This is a genomic window from Nocardioides segetis (assembly GCF_051390595.1).
Classification (GTDB): Bacteria; Actinomycetota; Actinomycetes; order Propionibacteriales; family Nocardioidaceae; genus Nocardioides.
Map to the genome: position 1 here is coordinate 1 of NZ_JBNINR010000002.1, position 25303 is coordinate 25303.

Here is a 25303-nt window from a genome sequence, read left to right on the forward strand (position 1 = left end):
TCGAGGTCCATCCGGCGGCTGGTGTTGGCGGCGAACGGGAACACGTCGGCGGGATGGATCAGGTGCACCGCCTCGCGCAGGCGGGCGGGGATCTCGTAGGCATCGACCGCCGCGGTACCGGGCAGGTCGACCACCGGGGCCACGCGGACTGTGGCTCCCGCGTCGCCCAGCAACTGCACGATCCGGCCGATCGTGACCGGCCCGTGGCCCTCCACCCGCGCGATCGGTGAGTCGGCGTACAGGTGGAGGTAAACCTTGGCCCGCACCTTCACCGGCCCGATCTTCTCGTCGAGGTCTCGGTGCGCGGCGGGATTCAGCAGCATCGCCGCCGCGGCGACGCGTCGGTCGTTGGAGTCGGCGTCGGGCAGCCGGTCCTTCAACCTGTCCGCGATCGCGCTCACCGCGGCGTCGATGCCGGCGATGGTGACCGCGTCGGCCTTGATGGTGAAGGTGGCCATGCCGTGCTTGTTGACCCGCGACATGCGGGCGCACCGCTCCTTCGCTGCCGCCTCCTCACGCTCCCGGGCGAGCTCGGGTGCGGCGGCGGCGACCTTGCCCTCCACCACGGCTTCGAACCGGGACCACGCCAGACGCCCGTCCGCGACCTCGACCACCTCACCGTCGACCCACGCCGCTTCCTCGGCCGAGAGGTGACGGGTCGCGTCGGCGACATGGCGGGCATGCGGCACCCGCACGGTGCCGGCGCAGACGCCGGCCCACAACCTGGGGAGGCGGAGGTGGAGGTCGACCGCGTCGGCGATCAACCGCCGTGCGCCGTAGGGACTGGTCTGGATCCGGGCGCCGAACACCGCGGCGGCGTGCTCGGTCACCAACGGCGTGCCCGCGCCACCCGCGCGACGAGCCCGGGACCGGCCGCGCCGATCATCGGGTGGGAGCCGGTCGGGGTGGTGCAGCACCGCCCACTGGTACGCCGCCCGCAGCACCTGACGCTCGGCCTCGAGACGCGCAGCGTGTTGGTGCTCGACGAAGTCGAGCACCCCCGCCACCGACAGATCCCCGAGATCCGTCACCGCCTCTTCATCGACCATGCCCCCACCCCACCAGAGGGGTCCGACACAACCCGGGGACCACCCTCAGACAGGCTTGCCCGGCAGCACCGAGAGCAGCTCGTAGGCGACGTGCGCGGCGGCGATGCCGGTGATCTCGGCGTGGTCGTACGCCGGGGCCACCTCCACGATGTCCGCACCGACGACATGGAGCCCCTCCAGGCCACGGAGCACCTCCAGCAGCTGGGCGCTGGAGAGACCGCCGGCCTCGGGGGTGCCGGTCCCGGGCGCGAAGGCGGGGTCGAGGACGTCGATGTCGAGGGACACGTAGACGGGCCGGTCGCCCAGCCGCTCGCGCATCCGGTTGATGATGTCGTCGATCGGCGAGCGCACGAAGTCGCGGGCGTGGACGGCGGAGAAGCCGAGCTCCTCGGACTCGTCGAGGTCGAGCTTGCTGTAGAGCGGGCCACGGATGCCCATGTGCATCGCGTGGGTGAAGTCGATCAGCCCTTCCTCGGAGGCGCGACGGAACGGCGTCCCGTGGGTGTACGGCGCACCGAAGTAGGTGTCCCACGTGTCGAGGTGCGCGTCGAAGTGGAGCACCGCGATGGGTCCGTGCCGCTCGTGCTGGACGCGGAGCAGCGGCAGCGCGATGGTGTGGTCGCCGCCGATGGTGAGCAGGGTCCGGGAGGTGCCGGACAGCTCACGCGCGCCGAGCTCGATCGCGGAGATCGCCTCGTCGAGCGAGAACGGGTTGACGCCGAGATCTCCGGCGTCGGCGACCTGGGCACGCACGAACGGCTCGCTGTCCTGAGCGGGGTTGTAGGGCCGCAGGAGGCGGGATGACTGGCGGATGTGGTTGGGGCCGAAGCGGGCGCCGGGCCGGTAGGAGACGCCGCCGTCGAACGGCACGCCCCACACGAGCGTGTCGGCGTCGCCGACGTCGGACAGCCTCGGCAGCCGGGCGAAGGTGGTGTCGCCCGCGTAGCGCGGGACCTGGGTCGCGTCGACGGGTCCGACGGTCATGCTGCGCCTCCCTTGCCGTGAACGGACGCCACGTCCAGGATCTCACTCGCACCGCGCTTGCCGGACTCGATCGCGCCGTCGATGAAGGCGCGCCACCGGGTGGCGGTGTGCGAGCCCGTGAATTGGACCCGTCCCTCGGGACGGGCGAGTGCCTTCTCGTACGTCGCGAACTGGCCGGCCCGGAAGGTCGCCCAGGTGCCGTAGGAGAACTCGTCGTGCACCCAGTCGTGCGTGGCGGCGTCGAGGACGACGGCCTGCGGGCAGTACTCGCGGACCGCGCGCTGCACGTCGGACAGGTCGCTCGCGTCCACCCGGTCGTGCTCGGGCGCGAAGCAGACGAGCACCGTCCCCTCGGCCGACTCGTGCATGGCGCCGACGTAGTCGAAGGACGTGCCCCAGCCGTAGCCGCTGAGGTCGTCGGGCACGTTCGTCGCCAGCGCCCAGACCTTCTGTCCCTGGCCGGCGTGGTTCTCCCGCGAGGCGGCGAGCTTGTCGGCAGGCAGCGCCGGCTCCCACACGATGTCCTTGAGTACGCCGATCGGCACCGTCACGAGGACCCGCTCGGCGTGCGCGGTGCCACCGTCGTACGACACCGTGACTCCCGCGTTGTCCTGGACGACCCGCCGGACCGGCGACGAGAGCCGCAGCTCGCCGGCCAGGTCGGCGCGGATCGCGTCCGCGAGCGACGACGTGCCGTTCGTGAACGTGTAGCCCAGCACGGAGGCCTGGACCATGCCCCACAGCGAGTTGTCCATGGCCGCGCACCAGCGGATGATGTCGAGCGCCGAGCCGATCGACTCGTGGGCGTTCGCGCACCCGCAGAACCACGAGATGAGCAGCTCGCGGGCGTTGCCCGTCAGCCCGGCGTCGTCGGCCCACTGCTCGATCGGTACGTCGAGGTCGGCGAGGTCCTGTTCGGACAGCGGCCGGGTGCAGTCGAGCCGGTCGCCCGCGGCGAGCAGCTGGCGCACGGCGTGCTCGAGCTCGCCGTACTCCGCGGGCGTGCACGGCAGCAGCGTGTCGAGCACCTTGCCGTGGGCGGACCAGGTCATCCGGTCGGGCAGCACCGAGTCCTGGATCGGCACGCCGTAGCGCTCGACCTCGCCCCAGACGTGGGTCTGCTGCGGCACGATCCAGGTGCCGCCCATCTCGAGGCCGACGCCACCGAGCAGGTCGGTGCGGTACCAGGTGGAGCCGCCGATCCGGTCGCGCGCCTCGAGGACGAGCACGCTCCGGCCGGCCTCCCCCAGCTCACGGGCCGCGGTCAGTCCGGAGAATCCGGCGCCGATCACGATGACGTCGTAGTGCGGATGGTCCATCAGGTGCTCCTCACGAGGGACGGGGCGGTCTCCGGCATCGGCTGCGCGGAGAGGCGGGACAGCAGGAGGTAGGTGACGGCGGCCGCGGCGCCGGCGAGCAGCGGGCTGACGTCGACGCCGCCGGTCAGCTCGAGGATGGGGCCGCGCCAGATCGTGGAGTCGACGGAGAGCAGGCCGAGCACGGTGCCGACCGCCCACGCGACGGTGGCGGTGATCGACCAGCCGCCGGTGTACCAGTAGATCCCGCCGCGCGAGCGCCGGTTGTAGACCTGCAGCGCGTCGGCGTCGTACGTCCCGCGGCAGCGCAGGAACCCGATGACGGTGATCACGGCCCACGGGGTGCCCGCGGCGGTCATCAGCAGCAGGAAGGCGGTCACGGCGTCGGCGGCGTCCCAGACGAAGTAGCCGGTGACGACCAGCCCGATCGACATCACCGAGACCAGCACGGTGGCCCTGACCCGGCTCAGCCGAGGCACGATGGCGTCGAGGTCGAGGCCCATCGAGTAGAGCAGCACGCCGGCGTTGCCGACGGTGCCGAAGACGCCGTTGACCAGCAGCAGGGGCAGGAACCACGCGGGCGTGGCGGCGACCAGTGCGCCGACGTAGTCGTCGCCGGCGCGGGCCGCGAAGGTCGTGAACATCCCGAACAGCTGGGGCAGCAGCAGGCCCAGGGCGAGGCCACCCGCGGTGGCGGCGAGCACCCGCCGCGAGGAGTGTCGCCGCGGCGACAGGTAGCGCGTGTAGTCGCCGAGCAGCGTGATGAACGCGATCGGCCCGGAGATGCCGGTGGCGACGAAGGCGAGGAACCAGGTGGTCCAGAAGTCGCCGAGCAGGTAGCCGCCGTCGACGACCGGGGCGGGATCGAACCTGCCAGCCAGGGCGAGCATGCCGGCGACCATGAGCACCGACATCGCCACCGCCAGCCAGCTGCCGAGTCGGGTCAGGACCCGGTAGCCGAACACCGCGACCACGACGGCGCCGGCAGCGAGGGCGGCGTAGACGAGGACATACGACGTGCTCCCGTTCGACAGCCCGACCAGCTCGGCGAGCGGCTCGACCACGGCCGCCCCGCCGGTCCAGATCGTCAGCGAGGCGTAGCCCAGCGAGAGCAGCAGGCCGATCACGGAGCCGATCAGCCGACCGCGCACGCCGAAGCTGGCGCCGCTGCTGGTGGAGAGGTTGGTGCCGGTCCGCATCGAGATCAGCGCCATCGGCGCGACCAGACCGATGGCCAGGAAGGTCCCGGCGACCTGCGCGGTCAGGCAGGCCCAGAAGGACAGGCCGAAGGTCGCCGGCAGCCAGCCGAAGATGACCAGGCCCAGGCACAGGTTGGTGCCCACGAGGATCGAGACCACGTCCCGCGGCGCCGCGGTGCGCTCGGCCTCCGGAATGGTGTCGACGCCGTGCACCTCGATGCCGGTGCTGGTGGGCTCCCCCATGGCTGGCTCCTCGACTGGTCGACCCGGACTCCCCGGACGTGCCCGTCCAGGGTGAGCCAGGTCACCACCGCCGGGGCAGGGGCGGATCGTCCAACATGTCCCGGGCGCGTTGGAGGAACCTCCAACGCACCGGGTCAGAGCGCCCGGAGGGCGAGGAAGAGGTCGACCCGGTCCGCGGTCGAGGCGAGCGAGCGGCCGGTCAGCTCCTCGACCCGCTTGAGCCGGTGGCGCAGCGTGTTGATGTGCACGTGCAGCGCGTCGGCGCTCTCCTGCCAGCGGCCCCCGCTGTCGAGGAAGACCCGCAGGCTGTCGACCAGCTCGGTCCCCCGGTCGCGGTCGCTGTCGAGGACGCCGCCGAGCACGGTGCGCGCCAGCGCCCCGAGCACCGCCGGGTCCTGCGCGGCCAGCAGGACCGCGGGACTGGCCAGCTCCTCGTGCGTCAGCCAGCCCTCGGCGCCGCGGGCGACCAGCGCGTCGGCGGCGTGCCGCGCCTGGAGCAGGCTGATCCGCAGCTCGCCGACGGCCACCGCCTGGCCGACCCCGACGTAGCCCGCCAGCGCGGTCCGCGACACCTCGGCGTCGACGAGACAGACGACGTCGTCGGCCCGCTCCACGATCAGGTACGGCGCCAGCGCCGCCGCGACGGCCTCCGGGGTCACGTCGCGGGCGACCAGGCAGCGCAGTGCGCGGTCGACCGGGACGCCGAGCAGCTCGAGGCGGGCAGCGACCGCGGTGGCGGCGACCCCGGTCGCGATCCACTCGACGACCTCCCAGGCGTAGCGCTGCTCGGTGGCCCGCACCGCGCGCTCCCGCTCCAGCTCGAGGGCGAGGAACGGCATCGCGCTGGACACGGCCGCCTGGACGTCGACGTCGAGCTCGGCGAGCGGGCGGGGCAGGACCAGGGAGGCGTCGGCGAGGCCCTCGCCGATCAACGTGACCGGGCAGCCCTCGTCAGGCACCGGACCGTGGGTCGTCGTACCGGTGACGACGGCGACCTCGATGCCGAGCCGGCGCCGCAGCACGCGCAGGACGGAGTCGACGCCCCGCTCGGCGCGCAGTGCCGCGACGATGGCGCCGTGGTGCTCCAGCTGGCGGCGCAGCGGAGCCTCCCACTCCACCCGCTTGGCGGCCACGAACGCCTCGACGAGCTGGACGAAGGGCACCGCGACCGGGACGACGAAGCAGGTCAGGTCACGAGCCGCCGCAGCCGCCACCAGCTCCGCGGGCGGCTCGTCCGCGGCGCTCAGGCGACCGAAGCCGATCGCCACGGCGCCGGCCGCGGCGACCTCGGCGACCCAGGCGGCCGGGGCGCGGCCGACCTGCTGCCAGGCGCCGGTCGTCAGCACGACCTCCCCGCCGCGGAGGAACTCCTCGGGGTCCGCGACCTCGATGCTGTGCACCCAGCGGACCTCGCGGCCGGCATCGCCGTCGACGAGCACCTCCAAGCCCAGCGCGGCGTCGTCGAGCAGCTCGCGGAGCAGCACGTGTCCCTCGTTCCGGGTCAGCAGGCGAACTGGCGGCGATAGCTCTGGGGGCTGACGCCGCGCACGCGCACGAAGTGGTGGCGCAGCGTGGCGGCGTTGCCGAAGCCGACCTCACCCGCGATCCACTCCACCGGCTGCTCGGTGCGCTCGAGCAGCTCCTCGGCCGCCGCGACCCGCTGCCGGGTCACCCAGTGGTGGGGCGTGGTGCCGGTCTCGTCACGGAAGCGCCGTGCGAAGGTGCGCGGGGACATCAGGGCACGCTTGGCGAGCGCCTCGACGGAGTGGTCCTCCCCGAGGTTCTCCAGGATCCAGGTGAGCAGCGGGCGCAGGGTGTCGGCGTCGCAGTCGGGGACCGCGCGGGCGATGTACTGCGCCTGGCCCCCGTCGCGGTAGGGAGGGACCACGGCCCGCCGCGCGATCACGTTGGCCACCGCGGCGCCGTACTCCTGGCGCCAGATGTGCAGTGCCGCGTCGAGGCCGGCCGCGCTGCCGGCGCCGGTGACGATCTGACCGCTGTCGACGTAGAGCACCTCGGGGACCACCTTGGCCGCCGGGAACCGTCGCTGCAGCTCCTCGGTGTACATCCAGTGGGTGGTGCACTCGCGACCGTCGAGCAGGCCGGCCTGCCCGAGGATGAACGAGCCGCTGCACACCGACATCAGCCGGGCCCCGCGCTCGTAGGCGGCGCGGATCGCGTCGAGGACCGCCGGGGTCGCCTCGGCCTGCTTGATCGCCGGGATGCCGACCAGGTCGGCCTCGGCCACCCGGTCGAGACGGTGCTCGGCCTGCACAGTGAAGCCCATCGAGGTCCGGAGCGGTCGGTCGTCCTCGGCGCACACCGCGAAGTCGATCGCCGGGACGCCGTCAGCGGTCCGGTCGATCCCGAAGGCCTCGCAGAGGATCCCGAGCTCGAAGGGGGCGACGCCGTCGAAGGCGATCACGGCCACGTTGGTCAGCACCGCACCACCATCGCAGGCGAATGGCAGAGAATCAACGTTGAGCGTCTTTTCTGCCACTGGTGGCAGGAATCCGATGAGAGCAGGATTACTGCCATGACCACCGCGCTGCTCCTCTTCCTGCTGCTCCTCATGCTCGGCTCCGGGCTGACCGCCATGGTCACCTGGGCGCGCAACGACCGGCTGGCGGCCGGCCGCGGGCCGATCGACGACCGGGCCGCCGCCCATCGCGATCGCAGGCCCAGCGCCGGCGAGCTCTCCGACGCCGGTGCGTCCGAGCGCCCGGTCGTCACCCGCACGGCGCACCGGGCCACGGCCCGCGCGCCGCGGCGGGTCACCACCACCGTGACCCGGGTGTCCTGACCCGGGCCCGCCGACGCCCCGCGTCCGAGAAAGCCCGAAGGCCCCGACCTTGCGGTCGGGGCCTTCGTCGCGTCTGAGCAGGTCCTCGCCCACGGGCTCGGACCACTCGACGACCGGTGGTCAGTTGCCGCCGGTCAGCTTCTCACGCAGCGCCTGGAGCGCCTCGTCGGAAGCGAGCGAGCCGCCGCCGTTGGCGCCGTCCTCGGCCGGGGCCGAGGAGTAGGAGCTGGACTCGCCGGCCTCGATCTCGGCCTGCTTGGCGTCGGCCTGCTGCTTGACGTGGGCCTCCCAGCGAGCGTGCGCCTTGGCGTACTGCTCCTCCCACTTCGCGCGCTGCTCGTCGAAGCCCTCGAGCCACTCGCCCGTCTCCGGGTCGAAGCCCTCGGGGTAGATGTAGTTGCCCTGCTCGTCGTAGGTCGCCTCCATGCCGTACAGCGTGGGGTCGAACTCCTCGACGTCCGCCGCGGCGACGGTCTCGTTGGCCTGCTTGAGCGAGAGCGAGATCCGGCGACGCTCGAGGTCGATGTCGATGATCTTGACCATGACGTCGTCGCCGACCTGGACGACCTGCTCCGGGATCTCGACGTGGCGCTCGGCCAGCTCGGAGATGTGGACCAGGCCCTCGATGCCCTCCTCGACCCGCACGAACGAGCCGAAGGGAACGAGCTTGGTGACCTTGCCCGGGACGATCTGACCGATCTGGTGGGTCCGGGCGAAGTGCTGCCACGGGTCCTCCTGGGTCGCCTTCAGCGACAGGGAGACGCGCTCGCGGTCCATGTCGACGTCGAGGACCTCGACGGTGACCTCGTCGCCCACGGTGACGACCTCGGACGGGTGGTCGATGTGCTTCCAGGACAGCTCGGAGACGTGGACCAGACCGTCGACGCCGCCGAGGTCGACGAACGCGCCGAAGTTGACGATCGAGGACACGACACCCTTGCGGATCTGGCCCTTCTGCAGCTGGGTGAGGAAGCCGTGGCGGACCTCGGACTGGGTCTGCTCGAGCCAGGCACGGCGCGACAGGACCACGTTGTTGCGGTTCTTGTCGAGCTCGATGATCTTGGCCTCGAGGGTCTGACCGACGTAGGGCTGCAGGTCGCGGACCCGGCGCATCTCGACGAGCGAGGCCGGCAGGAAGCCCCGCAGGCCGATGTCGATGATGAGGCCGCCCTTGACGACCTCGATGACGGTGCCCTCGACGACGCCGTCGGCCTCCTTGATCTCCTCGATCGTGCCCCAGGCGCGCTCGTACTGGGCGCGCTTCTTGGACAGGATCAGGCGACCCTCCTTGTCCTCCTTCTGGAGGACGAGAGCCTCGACCTTGTCGCCCACCTGGACGACCTCGGACGGGTCGACGTCGTGCTTGATCGACAGCTCGCGCGAGGGGATGACGCCCTCGGTCTTGTAGCCGATGTCGAGCAGGACCTCGTCACGGTCCACCTTGACGATGGTGCCGTCGACGATGTCGCCGTCGTTGAAGTACTTGATGGTCTGGTCGATGGCGGCCAGGAAGTCCGCCTCCGAGCCGATGTCGTTGACCGCGACCTGGGGCGCGTTGTCGTCGTAGTGGCTCGAGAGGGGGGTCGAGAGGGTGCTCGTCATGTAGTCGGTCAGTCCTTGAGGTGGGCAGATGTAGTCGGGACGTTTCGTCTGCGCGGTCACCGGCACGAGGGCAGGCGGAGACACAGACGATCCAGGGTACGCGCCGCCGGTCGCGGGAGTCCAACCGGCGGGCACTATCCTTGACCAGCGTGCAGGACCCCCAGGACGTCGAGGCGTGGCCACATCCGCCCGTGACCGCCCACCGCCGGGTCGCCGACGAGGACGAGTCGCGCCGGGCCAATGGAGCCGACTGGGACCGGTACGCCGACGAGTACCAGGCCACGCACGGCGGATTCCTGGGTGACATCGGCTTCGTCTGGGGCCCGGAGGGGCTGACCGAGGAGGTCGCCGGCATCCTCGGCCCCGTCCGGGACCGCGACGTGCTCGAGGTCGGCTCCGGTGCCGGCCAGTGCTCGCGCTGGGTGTGCAGCCAGGGCGGTCGCGCGGTCGGTCTCGACCTGTCCCACCGGCAGCTGCAGCACTCCCGGCGGATCGACGAGGCGACCGGCGTGGTCGTCCCGAGCGTGCGGGGCACCGCCACCACGCTCCCCTTCGCCGACGCCAGCTTCGACGTCGTCTTCTCGTCCTTCGGGGCCCTGCAGTTCGTGGCCGACATCGACCTCGCGGTCGCGGAGACGGCGCGGGTGCTCCGACCGGGCGGGCGGTTCGCGTTCTCCATCACCCATCCCACCCGGTGGATGTTCCCCGACGACCCGGGCGAGGACGGGTTGACCGCAGCCCAGTCCTACTGGGACCGCACGCCCTACGTCGAGGTCGACGACGAGACCGGCACGACGTCGTACGTCGAGCACCACCGCACCCTCGGCGACTGGGTCGCCCTCCTCGCCGGCGCCGGCTTCCGGCTCACGACGCTGCTGGAGCCGGAGTGGCCCGAGGGCAACGACCGGCTGTGGGGCGGCTGGTCCGGCACGCGGGGACGGCTCACCCCCGGCACGGCGATCTTCGGCGCCGACCTCGACCGACCTGTGTGATCCCGGTCATCCCGGGTACTCGCGCCGAAAGGGCCGTCGGTCTAGTCCGGACGGACGGCGTGCGACCGGGACCTGGGTCCTGATTCCGGGTCGAATTGGCCCGCGGCTCTTCGCGGGCCGGGCCGGGCGCGTCAATAGTGAGGCCATCGGTTTCCCGTCTCGGAGGGAGCACTACCCATGTCCGTGTCCCAGGCCCGCCGCCGGATCAGGTCCGCGGCGCTGTTCGTAACATCCACCGCCGTCGCGGCGACCTTCGTCCTGGCGGTGCCCCTGGCGCCACCCGCGCAGGCCGACCCGCTGCCGGCGAGCTTCTCGGGATCCGCCCACGCCGACCTCGTCGACCTGCCGGCCGACGTGCTGGACGCACAGGCGGCACGCGTCCCGATCGGCCACTCCCTCACCACCGTCGACAGCGATGCGCCCACCGACAACGTGACCGCGACAGCCGCGAACGTCGACGCCGCCCTCGCGGGCATCCCGGTCACCCTCGACGAGGAGAGCGTCACCGCTCCCCCGTCGGCCAGCTCCTCGGACACGCTGCTTCCGGTCACCGTGCCCGGGCTGGCGAGCCTCGGCGTCATCGACGGCGCCGTCGAGGCCAACTACGTGAGCCCCACCGCGTGCCCGCCGGCCGCGGGCAACGAGCGCCTGCTGGGACGCTCGACGACGTCGGTCGCGTCGCTGGCACTCGCCGGTGGCATCGCGGAGGTCGGCGCCGTGCAGGCCACGACGACCACCAAGCTCGTCGACGGCGACGGCGACGGCGCCTCCGACATGGTCTCCGAGACCAGCACGTCGGTCGGCGACGTCCGGCTCCTCACCGGCCTGCTCGGCGGCATCACCGTCCGCCTGTCCGACGACGTGGTCACCCGCGCCACCTCGGACGGCACGACCGGCACCGCCGGGGTCGTCAGCCCCGCGGTGACGGCCGAGGTCCTCGTCGCCAACATCCCGGTCGCGACCGTCGACCTCGGCCAGGGTCAGGTCAGCGTCCCGGTCGAGCTCGGGCTGGCCGAGGTCAACCTCAGCATCGGCCTGGCGAACTTCACCGACTCCTCCGCCGGGGCGACCGGCGAGGGCGCGCTCGACGCCGTCCTCCGGATCCAGCTGCAGGCCGAGCTGCTCGGCACCGCGCTGGCGGACCTCGACCTGGCGATCGGTGCCGGCAGTGTGACGGCGACCGCGCCGGCCGGCGGCGTCGAGTGCGACGCCCAGGACCCGGCCGCCGGCACCGAGATCACCACCCCGGCCGACGGCAGCACCGTCACCGACGCCACCCCCACCATCACCGGCACCGCCGAACCCGGCTCCACCGTCACCCTCGTCATCGACGGCGGCACCCCCATCACCCTCCCCGTCGACGGCACCGGCACCTGGACCCACACCCCCACCACCGACCTCACCGAAGGCACCCACACCATCACCGCCGACGGCGACGCCAACGGCACCGGCATCGACGACACCACCACCTTCACCGTCGACGCCGTCCCCGCCGCCGCCACCGAGATCACCACGCCCGCCGACGGCAGCACCGTCACCGACGCCACCCCCACCATCACCGGCACCGCCGAACCCGGCTCCACCGTCACCCTCGTCATCGACGGCGGCACCCCCATCACCCTCCCCGTCGACGGCACCGGCACCTGGACCCACACCCCCACCACCGACCTCACCGAAGGCACCCACACCATCACCGCCGACGGCGACGCCAACGGCACCGGCATCGACGACACCACCACCTTCACCGTCGACACCGACGTCGACGACGACGGCCTGACCGCGGCCGAGGAGGCCGAGCACGGCACGGACCCGAACGACCCCGACACCGACGACGACGCCATCAACGACGGCGACGAGGTCTCGGGCGCCGGCAACGAGTACGACGGCACCCCGACGAGCCCGACCGACGACGACTCCGACGACGACGGCCTGCTCGACGGCGAGGAGAACGACCACGCGACGAACCCCAACGACGCCGACACCGACGGCGGCACGGTCGACGACGGCGCCGAGGTCGACAACGGCACGGACCCGCTCGACCCCGCCGACGACGTGATCGATCCGACGGCGATCACCTCCCCCACCGAGGGCGGCACGGTCACCGACGCGACGCCGACGATCTCGGGCACGGCCGAGCCGAACTCGACCGTCGGGGTCAGCATCGACGGCGGCACCGCGGTCCCGGCCACGGTCGGCCCCGACGGCCGGTGGAGCTACACGCCCACCACCGACCTCGCCGACGGCAGCCACACCGTCACGGTCGACGGCGATGCCAACGGCGCCGGCACGGACGACACGGTGACCTTCACCGTCGACACCGAGGCCACCGACACCGACGGTGACGGCGTCCCGGACAGCGAGGAGTCGGAGAACGGCACCGACCCGAACAACCCGGACACCGACGGCGACGGGTTGAACGACGGCGCCGAGCAGACGGCGGGCACCGACCCGAAGAAGGCGGACACCGACGGCGACGGCCTCCGGGACGGTCAGGAGGTCAACGGTCCGACCGGCTGCGTCACCGTGACCGGCGCAGTGAGCCACACCGACCCGCTGAAGCCCGACACCGACAGCGACGGCCTCACCGACGGCCAGGAGGTCAACGGCCTGTCCGTCGCTCAGCGGTACTGGACCAGTCGCGGCAAGCCGGCGAAGAAGAAGGCGAAGACCATCGGCCTGGTCAGGACCAACCCCTGCGTCCAGGACACCGACGGCGACCGGCTGACCGACTTCCAGGAGGTCACCGGCATCAGGATCGGTCAGCGGATCACCCGCTCGAAGGCCAACGGCGGGACGTACAAGATCAAGGTCCGGATGACCGACCCGACCCGCGCCGACACCGACCGGGACGGGCTGACCGACCACCAGGAGGTCACCGGCTCGAAGAACAAGCGCTACCAGAAGCGCAAGACCGACCCGACCCTCGCCGACACCGACTGGGGCGGCGGCCGCGACGGCCGGGAGGTCAAGACCAGGACCGACCCCAGCCGGCACGGCTGATCGACCGGATCCGCGCTGACGACGGTCCCGCGGGCACCGGCCCGCGGGACCGTCGTCGTCACTAGGCTGGTGCCGTGGATGCGGAGGAGATCGCCAGGTCGGCCGCGCTCGAGTACCGGCACTGGTGGTACGCCGCCCGGCGGGCGCTCGTGCGGCGTACGGTCCGCGACTGGCCGGCGGGGCGCGCCATCGACGTCGGCTGCGGGATGGGCGGCAACACAGCGGTCCTGCGCGAGCTGGGCTGGCGGGCGGTCGGGGTCGAGTACACCGACACGGGCGCCGACATCGCCGCGGGACGGGGCATCCCGGTGGTCCAGGGCGACGGCCGGGTCCTCCCGATCGCCGACGCCTCCGTGGACCTCGTCTTGTCGACCGACGCCTGGGAGCACATCGACGACGACCGGGCCGTCGCCCGCGAGACCGTCCGGGTGCTGCGGCCCGGGGGCAGGGCGCTGATCGCGGTCCCGGCCGGCATGGCCCTGTGGAGCGGCCATGACGTGGCGCTGGGGCACGTGCGGCGCTACGAGCGGCAGCAGCTCGCCGACCTCGCCACCGGCGCGGGCCTGGTGATCGACGACCTCCGGTCCTGGAACGTCCTGCTCCGCCCGGTCGTGCGCGCCCGCCGACGCACCAAGCACGCCGCCCAGAGCGAGATGGAGGAGGTGCACCCGGTGCTGAACGCCGGCCTGCGGGCGACCCTCGCGCTCGAGCGTGCGCTCCCGGTCGGGCGGCTTCCCGGTGTCAGCCTGGTGCTCCTCGCGCACCGGCCCCGGGAAGGTCAGTCGAAGCGGTAGATCCGGGGCTCGAGGAGCGCACCGTCGCCGCGGCGCAGCTCGGGGCGCACGATGTCGTCGTACGCGACCGGCGTACGACGGCGCGGCTTGCGGTGGGTCAGGACCGCCGTGAGCGCGCGGGCGACCAGCGCCTCGCCGCCGCGGGTGTGGTGCGCCTCGGCGTTGACGGTGCGCTCGACGAAGTCCGGATCGTGGGTCCCCACGGTGCGCACCGGCTGGGTGCCCCGCCAGCGCAGGGCGATGACGTTGTGGTGGTGGCGGCTGTCGATCAGCCGCTTCACCGGGTCGGCCAGCTCCGAGCGGCGCAGGTAGGCGTCGATCTCGGGGTCGAAGCTGGCCGCCTGCTTGGCCTCCATCACCAGGGTGGGCGGCTCGGTGGAGTCGTCCAGGCGACACCACCACAGGTGGCTGGGGAAGTCGATGATCTTCGCCGCGGCCGCCTCCGGGACCTCGATGTAGCCGGCCTTGGCGACCCGGGTCAGCTCCGCCACGACCCCGACCGGGTCCGTGACGTGCTCGAGCACGTGCGAGCAGATGGCGTAGTCGAAGACCCCGTCGGCGAAGGGCATCGCCGCCGCGTCCGCGTCGAACAGCGGACGGTCGACCCGGGTGCGGCCGCTGCCCGACCGCTGCCCGGCGTACGCGTCGCCGGGATAGCGGTCGAGCAGCACGTCGGCGCGCCACGACGGCTTGTCGCCGCTGCCGACGTCGAGGACCAGCCCGTCGTCGGGGATCGGCAGCCCGATCCGGCTGTCGTAGAAGGCGCGCAGCCGCTCTCTGAACTCCTGCATGCTCCTGATTCTCCGGGTCGCTCAGACCCCGGCGAGCTCCTGGTCCCGGCGCTCGGCACCGTCAGAGCCCCGGCGCGCACCACGGCCGAGGAACAGCCCGCCGGCGAGCAGCACCGCACCGAGCAGCACCAGCAGGGCCGGGAACAGCAGCTTCATCCCACCCAGGCGGGTCGCGTTGGACTTCGCGTCGTCGACCAGCTCGTCGACCTGGTCCTGGGTGTACTGGACGGTGCCGGTGAAGGCCGGCACGCTGACGCCGTCGTAGCGCAGCTCCTGGACGCGCTCCTCGACCCGGTCGACCGGCGAGCCGGTCTCGGGCTCGACGTAGAAGGTGCGAGTCATGCCGTACCACATCTCGGCCCGGACGGAGGCCTCGGTCGAGCCGAACACCGAGCCGGGCACCTCGCGGTCCTCGATCACCGTGGGCTCGATGCGCTGGACGAACTTGTAGACGGTGAGCCCGTCGATGGTCTCCTCACCCTCGTAGGTCGCCGGCACGGCCTCGCCGACGTTGGCATCCCACACCGGGTAGTCCTTCTTCTCGGTGTCGAAGGGGAACTTGTAGATCTGGCCCTCACGCACGGCGGGCTCCCGCTCGCCGGCGGCCACCTCGGTCCACGAGTCGCACTTCTCGCACTCGACCGCCGCGCCGCTGGTGCCGTCGAACGGCGCCCGCTCCCGGGACTGCTGGAAGATCGTGCCGTCGGCCCGGTTGACGGTCGTGGAGTTCACCCAGACCACGACGCCGTCGGGCGCGTCGGCACCGCTGTCGGCGATGGTGCGGGAGCTGATCCGCAGGTCGGTGGTCTCGGGCGCGAGCACGTCGGGGTCGGAGTTGAAGACCTCGGCGCCCTCGGCCTCGAGCTGGGTCACACCCTCGTAGTCGGGGGGGACGGTGGCGAGGACCGGGTAGGCGTAGAAGCGGACCAGGGCGGCCGCCACGATCAGGAAGACACCGAGTCCGACGGACACGGCGGCGAGCTTGCTGCGCATGGGCGGAGAACCTCTCAGACGGCCACGCGGTCGCGTGGGTGGTGACGATCGGGCCGCGTGGACACGTGCCCGAGGAGCTGCAGGGTCAGGTCGCGCGCCTGGGCGCGCATCTGGGACCAGTCGAACTTGTGGGCCCAGGCCACGCACGCCTCGGCGCGCAGGACCCGGGTCCGCGGGTCGTCGGCGTCGACCAGCGCGCCGGTCAGTGCCTCGGTGAGCCGGTCGACCACGATGTCCGGGTCCGCGCTGTCCGGGACCAGCCAGCCGCTCTCACCCGGGCGGATGGAGTCGCGCAGGCCGGGCACGTCACGGGCGACGGTGGGGACGCCGTGGGCGGCCGCGTCGATGACCGCCTGGCCCCAGCCCTCGGCGTCGGAGGCGCAGACGTGGACCGACGCCCGGGCGAGCAGGGCGTCCTTCTCGGCCGCGGGCACGAAGCCGTGGAAAGCCACCTGCTCGGCGAGCCCGAGCTCGGCGGCGCGGGCGACCAGGCGGTCCTGCTCCGGGCCGCGGCCGACGACGTCGACCCGCAGCCGGCGCCCGGCGAGCTCGGCGCGGGACTGCGCGCGGCCGACCGCCTCCAGCACCAGGTCGACCCGCTTGTGGGTGACCAGCCGGCCGAGGACGACGATCCGGTCGGGGTCCTTGGTCGCCGGGTCCAGGAGGGCGGCCGACCGCTCGGCGGAGGGCAGGTCGGCACCGTTCTCGAGGATCCTGATGTCGCCGGTCCAGGCGAGCTGCTCACGCATCTCGGCCACGGTGGACGAGGAGACGGCCGCGGTGACCTGGCGCCGGTAGACGCGCCGCATCGCGACCCGCTCCATCCAGCGGCCGAAGGCCGCCACCGGAGCCGGGAAGTGCGCGGCGAACTGCGCCTGGTGGACGTGGTGCACCAGCAGCAGCGCCGGCGTCGTGCGCCGCAGGACCAGCGGCGAGAAGGACGGCAGTCCGCAGGCGGGGTCGATGACGGCGTCGATCCGGCGGCGGTGGCGCAGCAGCCACGCCAGCACGAACGGGTAGAAGGTCAGCGCACCGCCACCGCGGCGTACGGCGATCCCGTCGCGGGTCTCGCGCGGCGCCTGCCCCTCGTCGCGGGCGGTGACGAAGTGGACCCGTGCTCCGGCCTCGTGCAGCGCCCGGGCGAACTGCCAGGCGTAGATCTCCGCCCCACCCGCCAGCGAGTGGTCGAGGTCGCGCCAGTTGACGACGACCACCCGGCGGCCGGCCAGCTCGGGTCCGCGCCGCGCCATCAGTGGCTCCCCACAAGGGCCACCGGGGCGGGCGCGCCGACCGGCGCGGGCCGGTCGAGCGAGCGGCAGCGCCAGGCGATCCGGGCCAGCTCGGCGAAGGCCGCCGCGCCGTGCCGGGACGGCACGAACGTCGACCCGGGCACGTCGGTCCAGGTCACCGGGATCTCCTGGATCTCGGCGCCCGTCGCGCGCAGGCGCACCAGCAGCTCGACGTCGAAGGAGAAGCCCGCGGTGCGCAGCCTCCGTGCGGCCTGCCGGGCCACGCTGCCGCGGAACACCTTGAAGCCGCACTGGGTGTCGGCGACACCGGGCACGAGCCGGCCGGCCAGGCGCCGGTACGCCGCCGCGCCGAGTGAGCGGGTGCGGCAGTGCCGCGCCTCGGTGGTGCTCCCGGCGAGCGCCCGCGAGCCGATGACGACGTCGGCGCCGAGCAGCAGGTGCCGCCAGGCCTCCTCGATCGCGTCCAGCCCGGTCGCGCCGTCGGCGTCCATGAAGCACACCAGCTCGGCGTCCGTGGCCAGCAGCCCCGCCCGGACGGCGGCACCCTTGCCGCGACGCGCGCACCGCACGACCCGGACCGGCAGTGCGGCCGAGTCGGCGGCGCGGGCGACCTCCGCGGTGCGGTCGGTGCTCGCGTTGTCGACGACGAGCACCTCCACGCGGCCGAGCACCCCGCGGTGCGCCGTCACGTGACGACGCAGCTCGCGCAACGTGCGCGGCAGCCGGCGTTCCTCGTTGTACGCCGGAATGACGATCTGCAGCATCGGACCCTCCCAAGCCGTCTGCTCAACCCGCCCTCCTCGCGAAGGACGTACGACGGGCCCACGCACCCGGGTGACAGGACGTCACGGGGGCGCAGGCGAGGGCGACCTACTGGTCGGCGTAGCTGTAGAGCTTCTCGTTGCTGACGGGCTTGTGCTCACCCTGCGCGGCGTTGACGCCGGCGACGAGGACGACGGTCGAGGCGAGAGCCCCCACCACAGTGGCGATGATCGTGTTCATGCGCTGGTCCCCTCCCAAAGACCGGCACAGAGCATCAGTCCCCATGACTGTCATGAATGTGATGCTCGTTACTCCCTACTCGGGAGTATCCATGCGGCACCGGCCAAAAGCAAAAGAAACGCGCAAGTGTGTCCGAACGACAGGAGGATCTGGCGCACTCGGGGGACGTCCGTCGTGACCTCCCTCACGGTGCCGTCGGCCGCGAGGTCGACCAGCCGCAGCCCGCCGCCGTCGTACGCGACCCGGCCGTCGGGGACCTCCGGATCGCCCATCCCCCGCTCGACGAGCACCCAGCGCACGCCGAGGGCGCGCAGGGCGGCCGCAGGCTCGGCCGCGGCGAGCGCACCGGTCACGGCCACCACCCGCGGGTCCTCCGGCGGGACCACGCGGTCGCCGCCGAGCAGCACCCGGTCGTCGACGAGCACCTCGCCGGGCAGCAGGCGGGGCGCGGGGTCGAGCACCGCGCGGCGGTGGTTCCAGGCGTAGCCGCGGTAGGAGCCCACCCAGGGCAGCACGACGGTGGTGTCCCCGGGACCCACGAGGTCCGCGACCTCCGTCCACGCCTCGGGGTACGACGAGCGCTGCAGCTCGCCGAGCGCGCCCCACGCCAGGCCGGGCAGGAGCAGCAGCGGCGCGACGACGAGGAGCGCGACGGCGCTCCACAACGCCGTCGTGGCGGGCCGGATCCGCTCGCGCACGGCCGCGACCGCGTGCGCGGACCCGACCGCGAGGACCAGTCCGAGCGGCGCCAGGAACCGGTGCGAGTCGCGCAGCAAGGCCAGCCCGGGCAGCTCGTCGGCCAGCCCCTCCAGGAGGTCGCTGCCGCCCGGCAGGGCGGGCAGGAGCGCGAGGCCGAACGCCGCGCCGCCCAGGACCACCCAGCGCCGGCGGTCCGGGCCACTGCGGGCGAGTCCCGCGAGCGCCGCGACGCTGAGCAGGCACGACAGCAGCACCAGGACCGCGCTCGTGCGCTCGGCGGGCACGATGGAGGTCTTCCAGATGCCGCCCAGGGACAGCACGCTGGCCGCGGTGCCGGCCGCGGACTCGGCGCGCGCGGCGAAGCCGTCGAACACCCCGGTGGTCGTCACCCGGGCGGTGGTCGCCGTCAGCGCCGGCAGGGCCCAGGTCAGGTTCGCGCCGACGGCCAGCGCGGCCACCCGCCACCAGGCCCGGCGGTCCCTGCCGAGCGCAAGCACCGCGACGACACCGACCGCCATCACACCGCTCGACGGGTTGCACAGAGCGGACAGGACGAGCATGACCGCGGTCGGCCCCCAGTCGCGCGGATCCGCCCGCAGCCGGAGCGCGGCGCGCGCCACCCAAGGCAGGAGCAGGTAGCCCAGGAGGATCGCCCACTGGCCGATCAGCAGGCGCTCGTAGACCCACGGGTTCCAGCAGAAGAGGGTGATCGCCGCGGCCCGCGCGTACCAGCGCTGGTCGCGGACCAGCCGGGCGACCCCAAGCCCTCCGGCCATGAAGCCGCCGACGAGCAGCAGTCGCTGGACCACGCTGCCGGGCACGACGTGCGTCGCCAACGACACGAGGGCATCCATCGGCACCGCGCGCGGCAGCGAGCCGTCCAGCCCCAGCCAGGCGCTCTTCCAGGGCTGGTGCGGGACGAACACCATGTCGCCGACGAGCCAGTAGCCGCCGCCGACGAGCAGGGGGCCGAGGACGAGCAGGGTGATCGCCGCGGTCACCCCGAGGTCGGGACCCGGCCGCCTCACCGTCGCCTCACCGTCGCCTCACCCTCGCCTCACCAGCGCTCCGTGGGCGTTCGCCGGCCGAGCACGGCGGCGAAGCCGAGCGCGAGGGCCGCGCCGGTCACCAGGTCGACGGGTCGCGACGGCAGGCGCGGCGCGTCGGTCAGGGCGACCACGAGCGCGACGAGCGCACCGAGCAGGACCGCCCCGACGAGGGCCTGGACCAGCCGCGGCCACCGGGCGAGCACCGCACCGAGCACCCCCGCCGCGGCGACGACCGGGCCGCCGACGAGACCGGCCACGACGCCCGCGACGAGGGCCGTGAGGACGGTCCTCCGCCACGAGGACGGCACGGCGGCGCCCGGCTCGCTCCCGGCGAGGGCAGCGCGGTCCGCCGGCCCCTCCCCGCGGTGCCGGAGACGGCGGAGCGCACCGGCCGCGAGGATCCCGAGTGCCGTGAGCAGCACGGCGCCCAGCACCACCAGGCCCGCGACCAGAACGATCAGGTAGCCCCGCTGAGGGGCGTAGACCAGCTCGACCTCACCGGACACGCCCGCCGGCAGCACCCAGCCCTGGGCCCAGCCGTCGACGGTGATGCGCTCGAGCTCGCGGCCGTCGACACGCGCCTTCCAGCCGAGGTTGACGTTGTGGGGCGAGGACAGGACGGCGTCCTCCCCCGCGCCGACGTCGAGCCGGACCCGGGTGTCGTCCGCTGACAGCAGCCGGATCGTGCGCGACCGGGACGGACCGCGCTCGGGCGCCGCCCCGCCGCCGATCGAGTCGAGGGTCAGCCCGACGGGCTGGAACTGCTCGGTCGAGCGGAGCTCGACCCGGTGCGTGCCGGCCGTCAGCTCCAACGGTCCGGTGTCGTCACAGGGCTCGAGCGCCAGCTGGCCGGCGGCGACCACGTCCCCCATCAGGCCGTCGACGCGGGTCTCGACGACGCGCCCGTCGACGACGAGCTGCGGCCCGAACCCGCAGACCGCGCCGGTCGGCCCACCGCCGTCCAGCGTCGCGGAGAACCGCGGACCGCCGAGCCTGACCTCGCCGACGCCGAGCGGAGCACCGTCCACCCGGCCGCCCGAGCGACCGAAGGTGATGGTGAGCCGACGGGCGCGGACCGGCTCGAAGGCGCCGTACCCGGTGAGATCGGCCCGGCGGACCACCTCGCCGTCCGCGGTCTCGGCCCGGATCACCGCATGGTCGGGGCGCACGGCCACGCCGGCCGGAGGACTGACGGTGAGCCGGCGCAGGGTCCGCTCGCGACCGAGGTCGACGGTGAGCACCGGATCGGTGTCGCGGGGATCGGCCACCCACGAGGTCGCGTCGTTGCCGTCGTAGGCCATCCGCGGCGAGACGGCCGGGTCGTTCCCGAGCCACGACGAGCCGGTCATCGTCACGCCGCCCAGGGGCTGTAGGAGGTCGAGGGTGCCCGGACGGCTGCGTCCGACGACGAGGCCGCGGACCCGGTACCGGCCGCCCTCGTCGAGGGTGAAGGTCCGGTCGATCCCGGCGGCCTCCTCGGCCGCCCGGGCCCGGTGCCGGCCGCAGTCGGGCCCCAACAGCGTGAGCACGCAGGAGCGGGTCTCGGGCGCCGCGGCGAACAGGAGGTCGGGCGGGCCGTCGGTCGCGGCGTCGGGAACGACGAGCGTGCGGCTCGGCGCGACGCCGTCGATCCCGATCTCGGCGAGGCCGATCGTGGCCTCGCGGTCGGGAGCGTCGAGGGCCTCGACCCGGACCCGGTCGGCGCGGACGTCGAGGCGCACCGAGCCCTCGCCGGTGACCGGGTCGGTCACGACCGTCCGGGTGCGCTCGCCCGCCGTCACCCGCCAGCGGACCACCCGGCTCACGTCCTCGGCGAACGGCTGGCTCAGGCGCACCGCGCCGATCCGCCGCTCGCGACCGAGATCCACCTCCAGCCACTGGCCCACGGCGTCCGCGAAGGGACTGGGCCGCCAGTACGTCGACGGGTCGCCGTCGAGCGCCGACCAAGGAGCGTTCTCGGGATGCACCGGTCCCAGCGAGCTCGTCCACGCCCGAGAGCTCGACGCGTCGACGCCGGCGATGCCGTCGTACCGGGCGACGACCGGGTCGGCCCCGGCGGCGCCCGGGTAGTTCGGCACCACCCGGTCGCCGTGGAAGGCGTCGTCGGCGGCCATCACGTTGCTCTCGGCGTCCTGGATCCGGCCGAACGAGCGTTCGCGGAGCCGGTACCCGTCGCCCACCACCTGGGCGTCGCGGTCCCAGCCGGGCTCGCCCGCCAGCACCATCGCCTGGGCCGGCCCGACCAGGCCGGAGCCGACGGCGGCCACCGCCGCCTCGACGGACCCCGCGACGGTCACGGCATCATCGGCGTCGCGCACGTCGTACCCACCGGTGCCGACCTGGGCGCCGATCGCCGGCTCGACGTCGAAGACCTCGATGGCGGGTCCGAACTCCAGCTCACCGAAGGTGGCGATCGAGCGCAGTCCCGGGGAGCGGCCGAGCGCGACGCCGACCAGGCTCGCGGAGGTCGCCTGGGAGACCTCCGGCTCCAGGTCGTGCCGCACCAGGACCGTGTCGATGCCGATCCGGTTCAGCAGGTGCCGCAGGTACGGCGACCCGGAGCCGGTCTCGAGGAAGGTCTCCATCGCGGAGAACAGCCGGATCGTGGCAGGTGGCGTGAGCGGGACCTGGGAGCGGGTGATCCACGGGCTGCGTGCCACCGCCTCCATCGGCTCCTCCATGGTCCAGCCCCACTGCTGGATGCCGAAGCCCGACCCGGGGATGACCCACGTCGCCCCGCCGCCGTCCGCGGCCTCGTCGGCCCGCTCCTCCAGGAAGGCCGCCGCCTCCCACCAGTACGACGGCAGCTCGGTCCAGCCGGGCGTGCGGGTGTCGGCGGTCGCGATGGGCTGGGCCATCGCGAGCAGGCCGCCGGCGATCGCCACGGCGAGGCCGCCCGCCGCCACCCGCCGCGCGGCGGCCCTCCGGGCGCCGTGCCTCCCGGTGCCGGGCCGGCGGCCCAGCAACGGGAGCAGGTCGTCGACGAGGGTGGCGAGGCCGACCGCGATCGGGATCCGGAGCACCGGGTCCACCTTGGCGACGTTGCGCAGCGGGGCCAGAGGGCCGTCGAGCAGGTCGCGCAGCGCCTGGCTGAGCGGCCCGTCGAGTGCTCCGGTATGGGCGATCACCTGGCAGACCAGCCCGAATCCCGCGGCGAGCAGCAGCGGGGTCCGCCACGCGCTGCGCATCCGGAGCAGGCCGACGAAGCCCGCGACCGCGACGAGCCCCGAGCCGAGCACGAGCCACGGCTCATAGGCGAGGTCGTAGCCGGCCGGCCACCAGCGGTCGCCCCCGACCGAGATGAACCCCACCCAGTTGCTGGCGCCGCGGAGCACCGACGCGAAGCCCGCCGTCGAGGTCGTGGCCCGGGCGTCCTCGACGAAGTCGTAGAAGGGCGGGCTGTAGGCACCCAGCCGCAGCAGCGACAGGATCCACCAGGCGCTCACCGCTCCGACGAGGACCAGCCAGCCGGCGCCGAAGCGCCAGCTCAACCGGCGGGTCAGCACGGCCCAGAGCACGATGATCGCGAGCAGCGCGGCCGGCGCCGCCGTCGCGGTGCCGTTGACGCCACCGGAGCAGGCGAAGGCGGCCGCGGAGAGGACCGCCGCGGTGCGCGGGCGCATCCGGCCCTGGACGGCCAGCACGACCGGGAGCGCCGCCCACGGCAGCATCGCGCCCGGGAGGATCTCCGCGCTGCGGGTGCCGATCTCGGTGACGTGGCGCGGCGTCAGGCCGTAGGCGAGTCCGGCGACCGCGGCGGCCACGGGCGTCGTACCGAGGGCGCGCGCGAGCCGACGGAGCCCCTCGCAGGCGAGGAGCAGGATCAGCACCGACCACAGGCGCTGCGCCACCCAGCCCGGGGTCCCCGCCAGCTCGGCCAGCCAGAAGAACAGGCCGTGGGGGAAGAGGTAGCCGTAGGCCTGGTTCTGCATCTCCCCGAGCGACACCTCGGGGTTCCACAGGTGGAAGGTACCGGCGAGGTGGGGGCCGGGCACCTCGGTGAGCTCGAAGCGGGTGTCGCTGGTGGACCGACCCCACTTCTCGGTGAAGACGAACACCGCGAGCGCGGCGTACAGGGTCAGCAGCACCACGCGACCGCGCCGCTCGTCCCGCATCCCGCCTCCGCTGCCGTGGCCCTCCCTGGGGTCGCCGTGCCCCGAGGGCGCGGCGAGGGTCACTGTATGCCGACGCCGCCTCCGCTTCCGGGATCGGCGGGACCACCCCCTAATCTGCTCTGGTGACGATGACCTTCCCACCCGTGGGCGCGCGCCTCACCCGGCTGCTGCGCAGCAGCGCCGGCATCGCGATCGCGATGGCGGTGATGAACGTCGGCACCTACGGCTTCCAGATCGTCGCCGCGCGCCTCCTCGGTCCGGGCCAGTACGGCGCCCTGGCCGGCGTCATGGCGCTGCTGATGGTCCTCTCGGTCCTCCAGCTCGGCCTCCAGGCGACGTCCGCGCGACGCATCGCCGCCGACCCCGAGCACGTGGCCGCGGTGGAGACCACGGTCCTGCGCGCGGCCTGGCGCACGGCGTTCGGGTTGGGCCTGGTCACGGTCCTGGCCGCCCCGGTGGTCACCAAGCTGCTGCGACTCGACGGCCTGCTGCCGGCGGTCCTGCTCGGCCTGTGCGTCGTCCCGATCACCGTGATGGGCGCCCAGGCCGGTGTGCTGCAGGGCGAGCGCCGGTGGCTGCCCCTCAGCCTCGTCTACCTCTCGGTCGGCGTCCCCCGGGTCGTGCTCGGCCTGGCCTTCCTGCTGGCCTGGCGCAGCGAGACCAGCGCGATGCTCGCGGTCCTCGTGTCGTCGTGGATCCCGGTGGCGGTGGGCGCGTGGGCGCTCGGCCGCCATCCGCGCCCGACGAGCAGCGTGTCCGAGTCGGAGATCCGCCACGACGTGCTCCGCGAGACGGCCGGCAGCTCGGTGGCGCTGCTCGCGTTCTTCGCGCTGTCCAACCTCGACGTCGTCGTCGCCCGGGGCGTGCTCGACGGCCACGACGCGGGCCTGTACGCCGGCGGCCTCATCGTCACCAAGGCCGTGCTCTTCCTGCCTCAGTTCGCGGTCGTGGTCCTCTTCCCGTCCATGTCGGCCGGCGACGAGAGCCGGGCCGCGCTGGCCAAGGGCCTGGTGTTCCTCACGGTGCTGGGCACGGCCTGCGTGGTCGCGACCTACCTGCTCTCCGACGTCGCCCTCGTCTTCATCGGCGGCCAGGAGTACGCCGAGGTCGCGGACCGGCTGTGGATGTTCGCCGTGCTGGGGGCCCTGCTCGCCCTGCTCCAGATGCTCGTCTACGCCGGCCTCGCCAGCCGCGGCGCCGCGACCAAGTACCTCGTCGGCACCGGCGTCGTCGCCCTCGTGATCACCGGCGCGCTGGCCTCCACGGTCACCGGGCTGGCGACCACGGTCGCGATCGTCGACCTCGTGGTGCTGTGCGTGCTCCTGGCACTCCAGGCCTTCCGGCATCGCCGCGACGACGAGCTCGCGCCCGCTGACCAGTAGCCGGTCACCCGTCGGTCATCGCGGGAAGCGAGGGCGACGG

19 protein-coding genes are annotated in these 25303 nt (G+C 73.4%); 5 read left to right on the top strand and 14 right to left on the bottom strand.

Going from position 1 to position 25303, the window contains the following annotated elements; all coding sequences use genetic code 11:
• The 6 genes from ACPZVR_RS03655 to ACPZVR_RS03680 form a co-directional block, all read right to left on the bottom strand.
• Positions 1-1031: DUF222 domain-containing protein (locus tag ACPZVR_RS03655; RefSeq protein WP_436698221.1), on the bottom strand; the 1031-nt coding region annotated here is incomplete at its 3' end.
• Positions 1032-1094: 63 nt separating this feature from the next.
• Positions 1095-2033, bottom strand: coding sequence for an agmatinase (gene speB / locus ACPZVR_RS03660; protein WP_436698222.1), 939 nt, complete (start codon positions 2031-2033; stop codon positions 1095-1097).
• Positions 2030-3352 (bottom strand): flavin monoamine oxidase family protein, encoded by a 1323-nt coding sequence (locus ACPZVR_RS03665; RefSeq protein ID WP_436698223.1) that lies wholly within the window; start codon positions 3350-3352, stop codon positions 2030-2032. The genes speB and ACPZVR_RS03665 overlap by 4 nt, the downstream gene beginning before the upstream one ends.
• On the bottom strand, positions 3352-4791 hold the full coding sequence (locus ACPZVR_RS03670) for a purine-cytosine permease family protein (protein WP_436698224.1): 1440 nt from the start codon (positions 4789-4791) through the stop codon (positions 3352-3354). The genes ACPZVR_RS03665 and ACPZVR_RS03670 overlap by 1 nt, the downstream gene beginning before the upstream one ends.
• A gap of 134 nt (positions 4792-4925) precedes the next feature.
• Positions 4926-6275: a helix-turn-helix domain-containing protein gene (locus ACPZVR_RS03675; protein ID WP_436698225.1), complete on the bottom strand. Its 1350-nt coding sequence runs from the start codon at positions 6273-6275 to the stop codon at positions 4926-4928.
• Between the two features lie 17 nt (positions 6276-6292).
• Positions 6293-7234: a helix-turn-helix domain-containing protein gene (locus ACPZVR_RS03680; protein WP_436698226.1), complete on the bottom strand. Its 942-nt coding sequence runs from the start codon at positions 7232-7234 to the stop codon at positions 6293-6295.
• 93 nt (positions 7235-7327) lie between these two features.
• On the opposite strand from ACPZVR_RS03680, the gene ACPZVR_RS03685 reads away from it, so the two are divergent.
• Complete coding sequence (locus ACPZVR_RS03685) at positions 7328-7594, top strand: hypothetical protein (RefSeq protein ID WP_436698227.1); 267 nt, start codon at positions 7328-7330, stop codon at positions 7592-7594.
• A gap of 120 nt (positions 7595-7714) precedes the next feature.
• On the opposite strand, the gene rpsA is transcribed toward ACPZVR_RS03685, so the two are convergent.
• A complete protein-coding gene (gene rpsA / locus ACPZVR_RS03690; RefSeq protein ID WP_436698228.1) occupies positions 7715-9196 on the bottom strand; it encodes a 30S ribosomal protein S1 in 1482 nt (493 codons plus the stop codon).
• A gap of 149 nt (positions 9197-9345) precedes the next feature.
• Between rpsA and ACPZVR_RS03695 the strand changes: the two genes are divergently transcribed.
• The 3 genes from ACPZVR_RS03695 to ACPZVR_RS03705 all read left to right on the top strand — a co-directional run bounded on the left by ACPZVR_RS03695 (position 9346) and on the right by ACPZVR_RS03705 (position 13982).
• Positions 9346-10188, top strand: a complete 843-nt coding sequence (locus ACPZVR_RS03695; protein ID WP_436698229.1) for a class I SAM-dependent methyltransferase — start codon at positions 9346-9348, stop codon at positions 10186-10188.
• A 177-nt stretch (positions 10189-10365) separates the two neighbouring features.
• The gene (locus tag ACPZVR_RS03700; RefSeq protein ID WP_436698230.1) at positions 10366-13188 is read left to right on the top strand and encodes a beta strand repeat-containing protein; all 2823 of its coding nucleotides are present in this window, start codon (positions 10366-10368) and stop codon (positions 13186-13188) included.
• Between the two features lie 74 nt (positions 13189-13262).
• The gene (locus ACPZVR_RS03705; RefSeq protein ID WP_436698231.1) at positions 13263-13982 is read left to right on the top strand and encodes a class I SAM-dependent methyltransferase; all 720 of its coding nucleotides are present in this window, start codon (positions 13263-13265) and stop codon (positions 13980-13982) included.
• On the opposite strand, the gene ACPZVR_RS03710 is transcribed toward ACPZVR_RS03705, so the two are convergent.
• The 7 genes from ACPZVR_RS03710 to ACPZVR_RS03740 form a co-directional block, all read right to left on the bottom strand.
• Entirely contained in the window at positions 13967-14773 is an 807-nt protein-coding gene (locus ACPZVR_RS03710; RefSeq protein WP_436698232.1) for a class I SAM-dependent methyltransferase, read from the bottom strand. The genes ACPZVR_RS03705 and ACPZVR_RS03710 overlap by 16 nt on opposite strands.
• Positions 14774-14794: 21 nt before the next feature.
• Positions 14795-15766: a cell envelope lipid trafficking protein PgfA gene (pgfA, locus tag ACPZVR_RS03715; protein ID WP_436698233.1), complete on the bottom strand. Its 972-nt coding sequence runs from the start codon at positions 15764-15766 to the stop codon at positions 14795-14797.
• A 14-nt stretch (positions 15767-15780) separates the two neighbouring features.
• The gene (locus tag ACPZVR_RS03720; protein WP_436698234.1) at positions 15781-17016 is read right to left on the bottom strand and encodes a glycosyltransferase family 4 protein; all 1236 of its coding nucleotides are present in this window, start codon (positions 17014-17016) and stop codon (positions 15781-15783) included.
• On the bottom strand, positions 17016-17780 hold the full coding sequence (locus ACPZVR_RS03725; RefSeq protein ID WP_436698235.1) for a dolichyl-phosphate beta-glucosyltransferase: 765 nt from the start codon (positions 17778-17780) through the stop codon (positions 17016-17018). The genes ACPZVR_RS03720 and ACPZVR_RS03725 overlap by 1 nt, the downstream gene beginning before the upstream one ends.
• Before the next feature lie 106 nt (positions 17781-17886).
• Positions 17887-18018 carry a hypothetical protein gene (locus ACPZVR_RS03730; protein WP_281285791.1) on the bottom strand — a complete coding sequence of 44 codons (132 nt, stop codon included), beginning with the start codon at positions 18016-18018 and terminating at the stop codon, positions 17887-17889.
• 68 nt (positions 18019-18086) lie between these two features.
• Positions 18087-19745, bottom strand: coding sequence for an MmpA family trehalose lipid delivery protein (locus tag ACPZVR_RS03735; protein ID WP_436698236.1), 1659 nt, complete (start codon positions 19743-19745; stop codon positions 18087-18089).
• A gap of 29 nt (positions 19746-19774) precedes the next feature.
• Positions 19775-23881 carry an alpha-(1->3)-arabinofuranosyltransferase domain-containing protein gene (locus tag ACPZVR_RS03740; protein WP_436698237.1) on the bottom strand — a complete coding sequence of 1369 codons (4107 nt, stop codon included), beginning with the start codon at positions 23879-23881 and terminating at the stop codon, positions 19775-19777.
• Positions 23882-24009: 128 nt separating this feature from the next.
• On the opposite strand from ACPZVR_RS03740, the gene ACPZVR_RS03745 reads away from it, so the two are divergent.
• The gene (locus ACPZVR_RS03745; RefSeq protein ID WP_436698727.1) at positions 24010-25263 is read left to right on the top strand and encodes an oligosaccharide flippase family protein; all 1254 of its coding nucleotides are present in this window, start codon (positions 24010-24012) and stop codon (positions 25261-25263) included.
• The last annotated feature ends 40 nt before the right edge of the window (positions 25264-25303 follow it).

What these genes read in the sequence shown, in the direction of transcription:
- speB (WP_436698222.1), bottom strand. Translation starts at nt 2,033, where the DNA reads ATGACCGTCGGACCCGTCGACGCGACCCAGGTCCCGCGCTACGCGGGC.
- ACPZVR_RS03665 (WP_436698223.1), bottom strand. Translation starts at nt 3,352, where the DNA reads ATGGACCATCCGCACTACGACGTCATCGTGATCGGCGCCGGATTCTCC.
- ACPZVR_RS03670 (WP_436698224.1), bottom strand. Translation starts at nt 4,791, where the DNA reads ATGGGGGAGCCCACCAGCACCGGCATCGAGGTGCACGGCGTCGACACC.
- ACPZVR_RS03685 (WP_436698227.1), top strand. Translation starts at nt 7,328, where the DNA reads ATGACCACCGCGCTGCTCCTCTTCCTGCTGCTCCTCATGCTCGGCTCC.
- rpsA (WP_436698228.1), bottom strand. Translation starts at nt 9,196, where the DNA reads ATGACGAGCACCCTCTCGACCCCCCTCTCGAGCCACTACGACGACAAC.
- ACPZVR_RS03700 (WP_436698230.1), top strand. Translation starts at nt 10,366, where the DNA reads ATGTCCGTGTCCCAGGCCCGCCGCCGGATCAGGTCCGCGGCGCTGTTC.
- ACPZVR_RS03710 (WP_436698232.1), bottom strand. Translation starts at nt 14,773, where the DNA reads ATGCAGGAGTTCAGAGAGCGGCTGCGCGCCTTCTACGACAGCCGGATC.
- pgfA (WP_436698233.1), bottom strand. Translation starts at nt 15,766, where the DNA reads ATGCGCAGCAAGCTCGCCGCCGTGTCCGTCGGACTCGGTGTCTTCCTG.
- ACPZVR_RS03720 (WP_436698234.1), bottom strand. Translation starts at nt 17,016, where the DNA reads ATGGCGCGGCGCGGACCCGAGCTGGCCGGCCGCCGGGTGGTCGTCGTC.
- ACPZVR_RS03725 (WP_436698235.1), bottom strand. Translation starts at nt 17,780, where the DNA reads ATGCTGCAGATCGTCATTCCGGCGTACAACGAGGAACGCCGGCTGCCG.
- ACPZVR_RS03730 (WP_281285791.1), bottom strand. Translation starts at nt 18,018, where the DNA reads ATGAACACGATCATCGCCACTGTGGTGGGGGCTCTCGCCTCGACCGTC.
- ACPZVR_RS03740 (WP_436698237.1), bottom strand. Translation starts at nt 23,881, where the DNA reads ATGCGGGACGAGCGGCGCGGTCGCGTGGTGCTGCTGACCCTGTACGCC.
- ACPZVR_RS03745 (WP_436698727.1), top strand. Translation starts at nt 24,010, where the DNA reads ATGACCTTCCCACCCGTGGGCGCGCGCCTCACCCGGCTGCTGCGCAGC.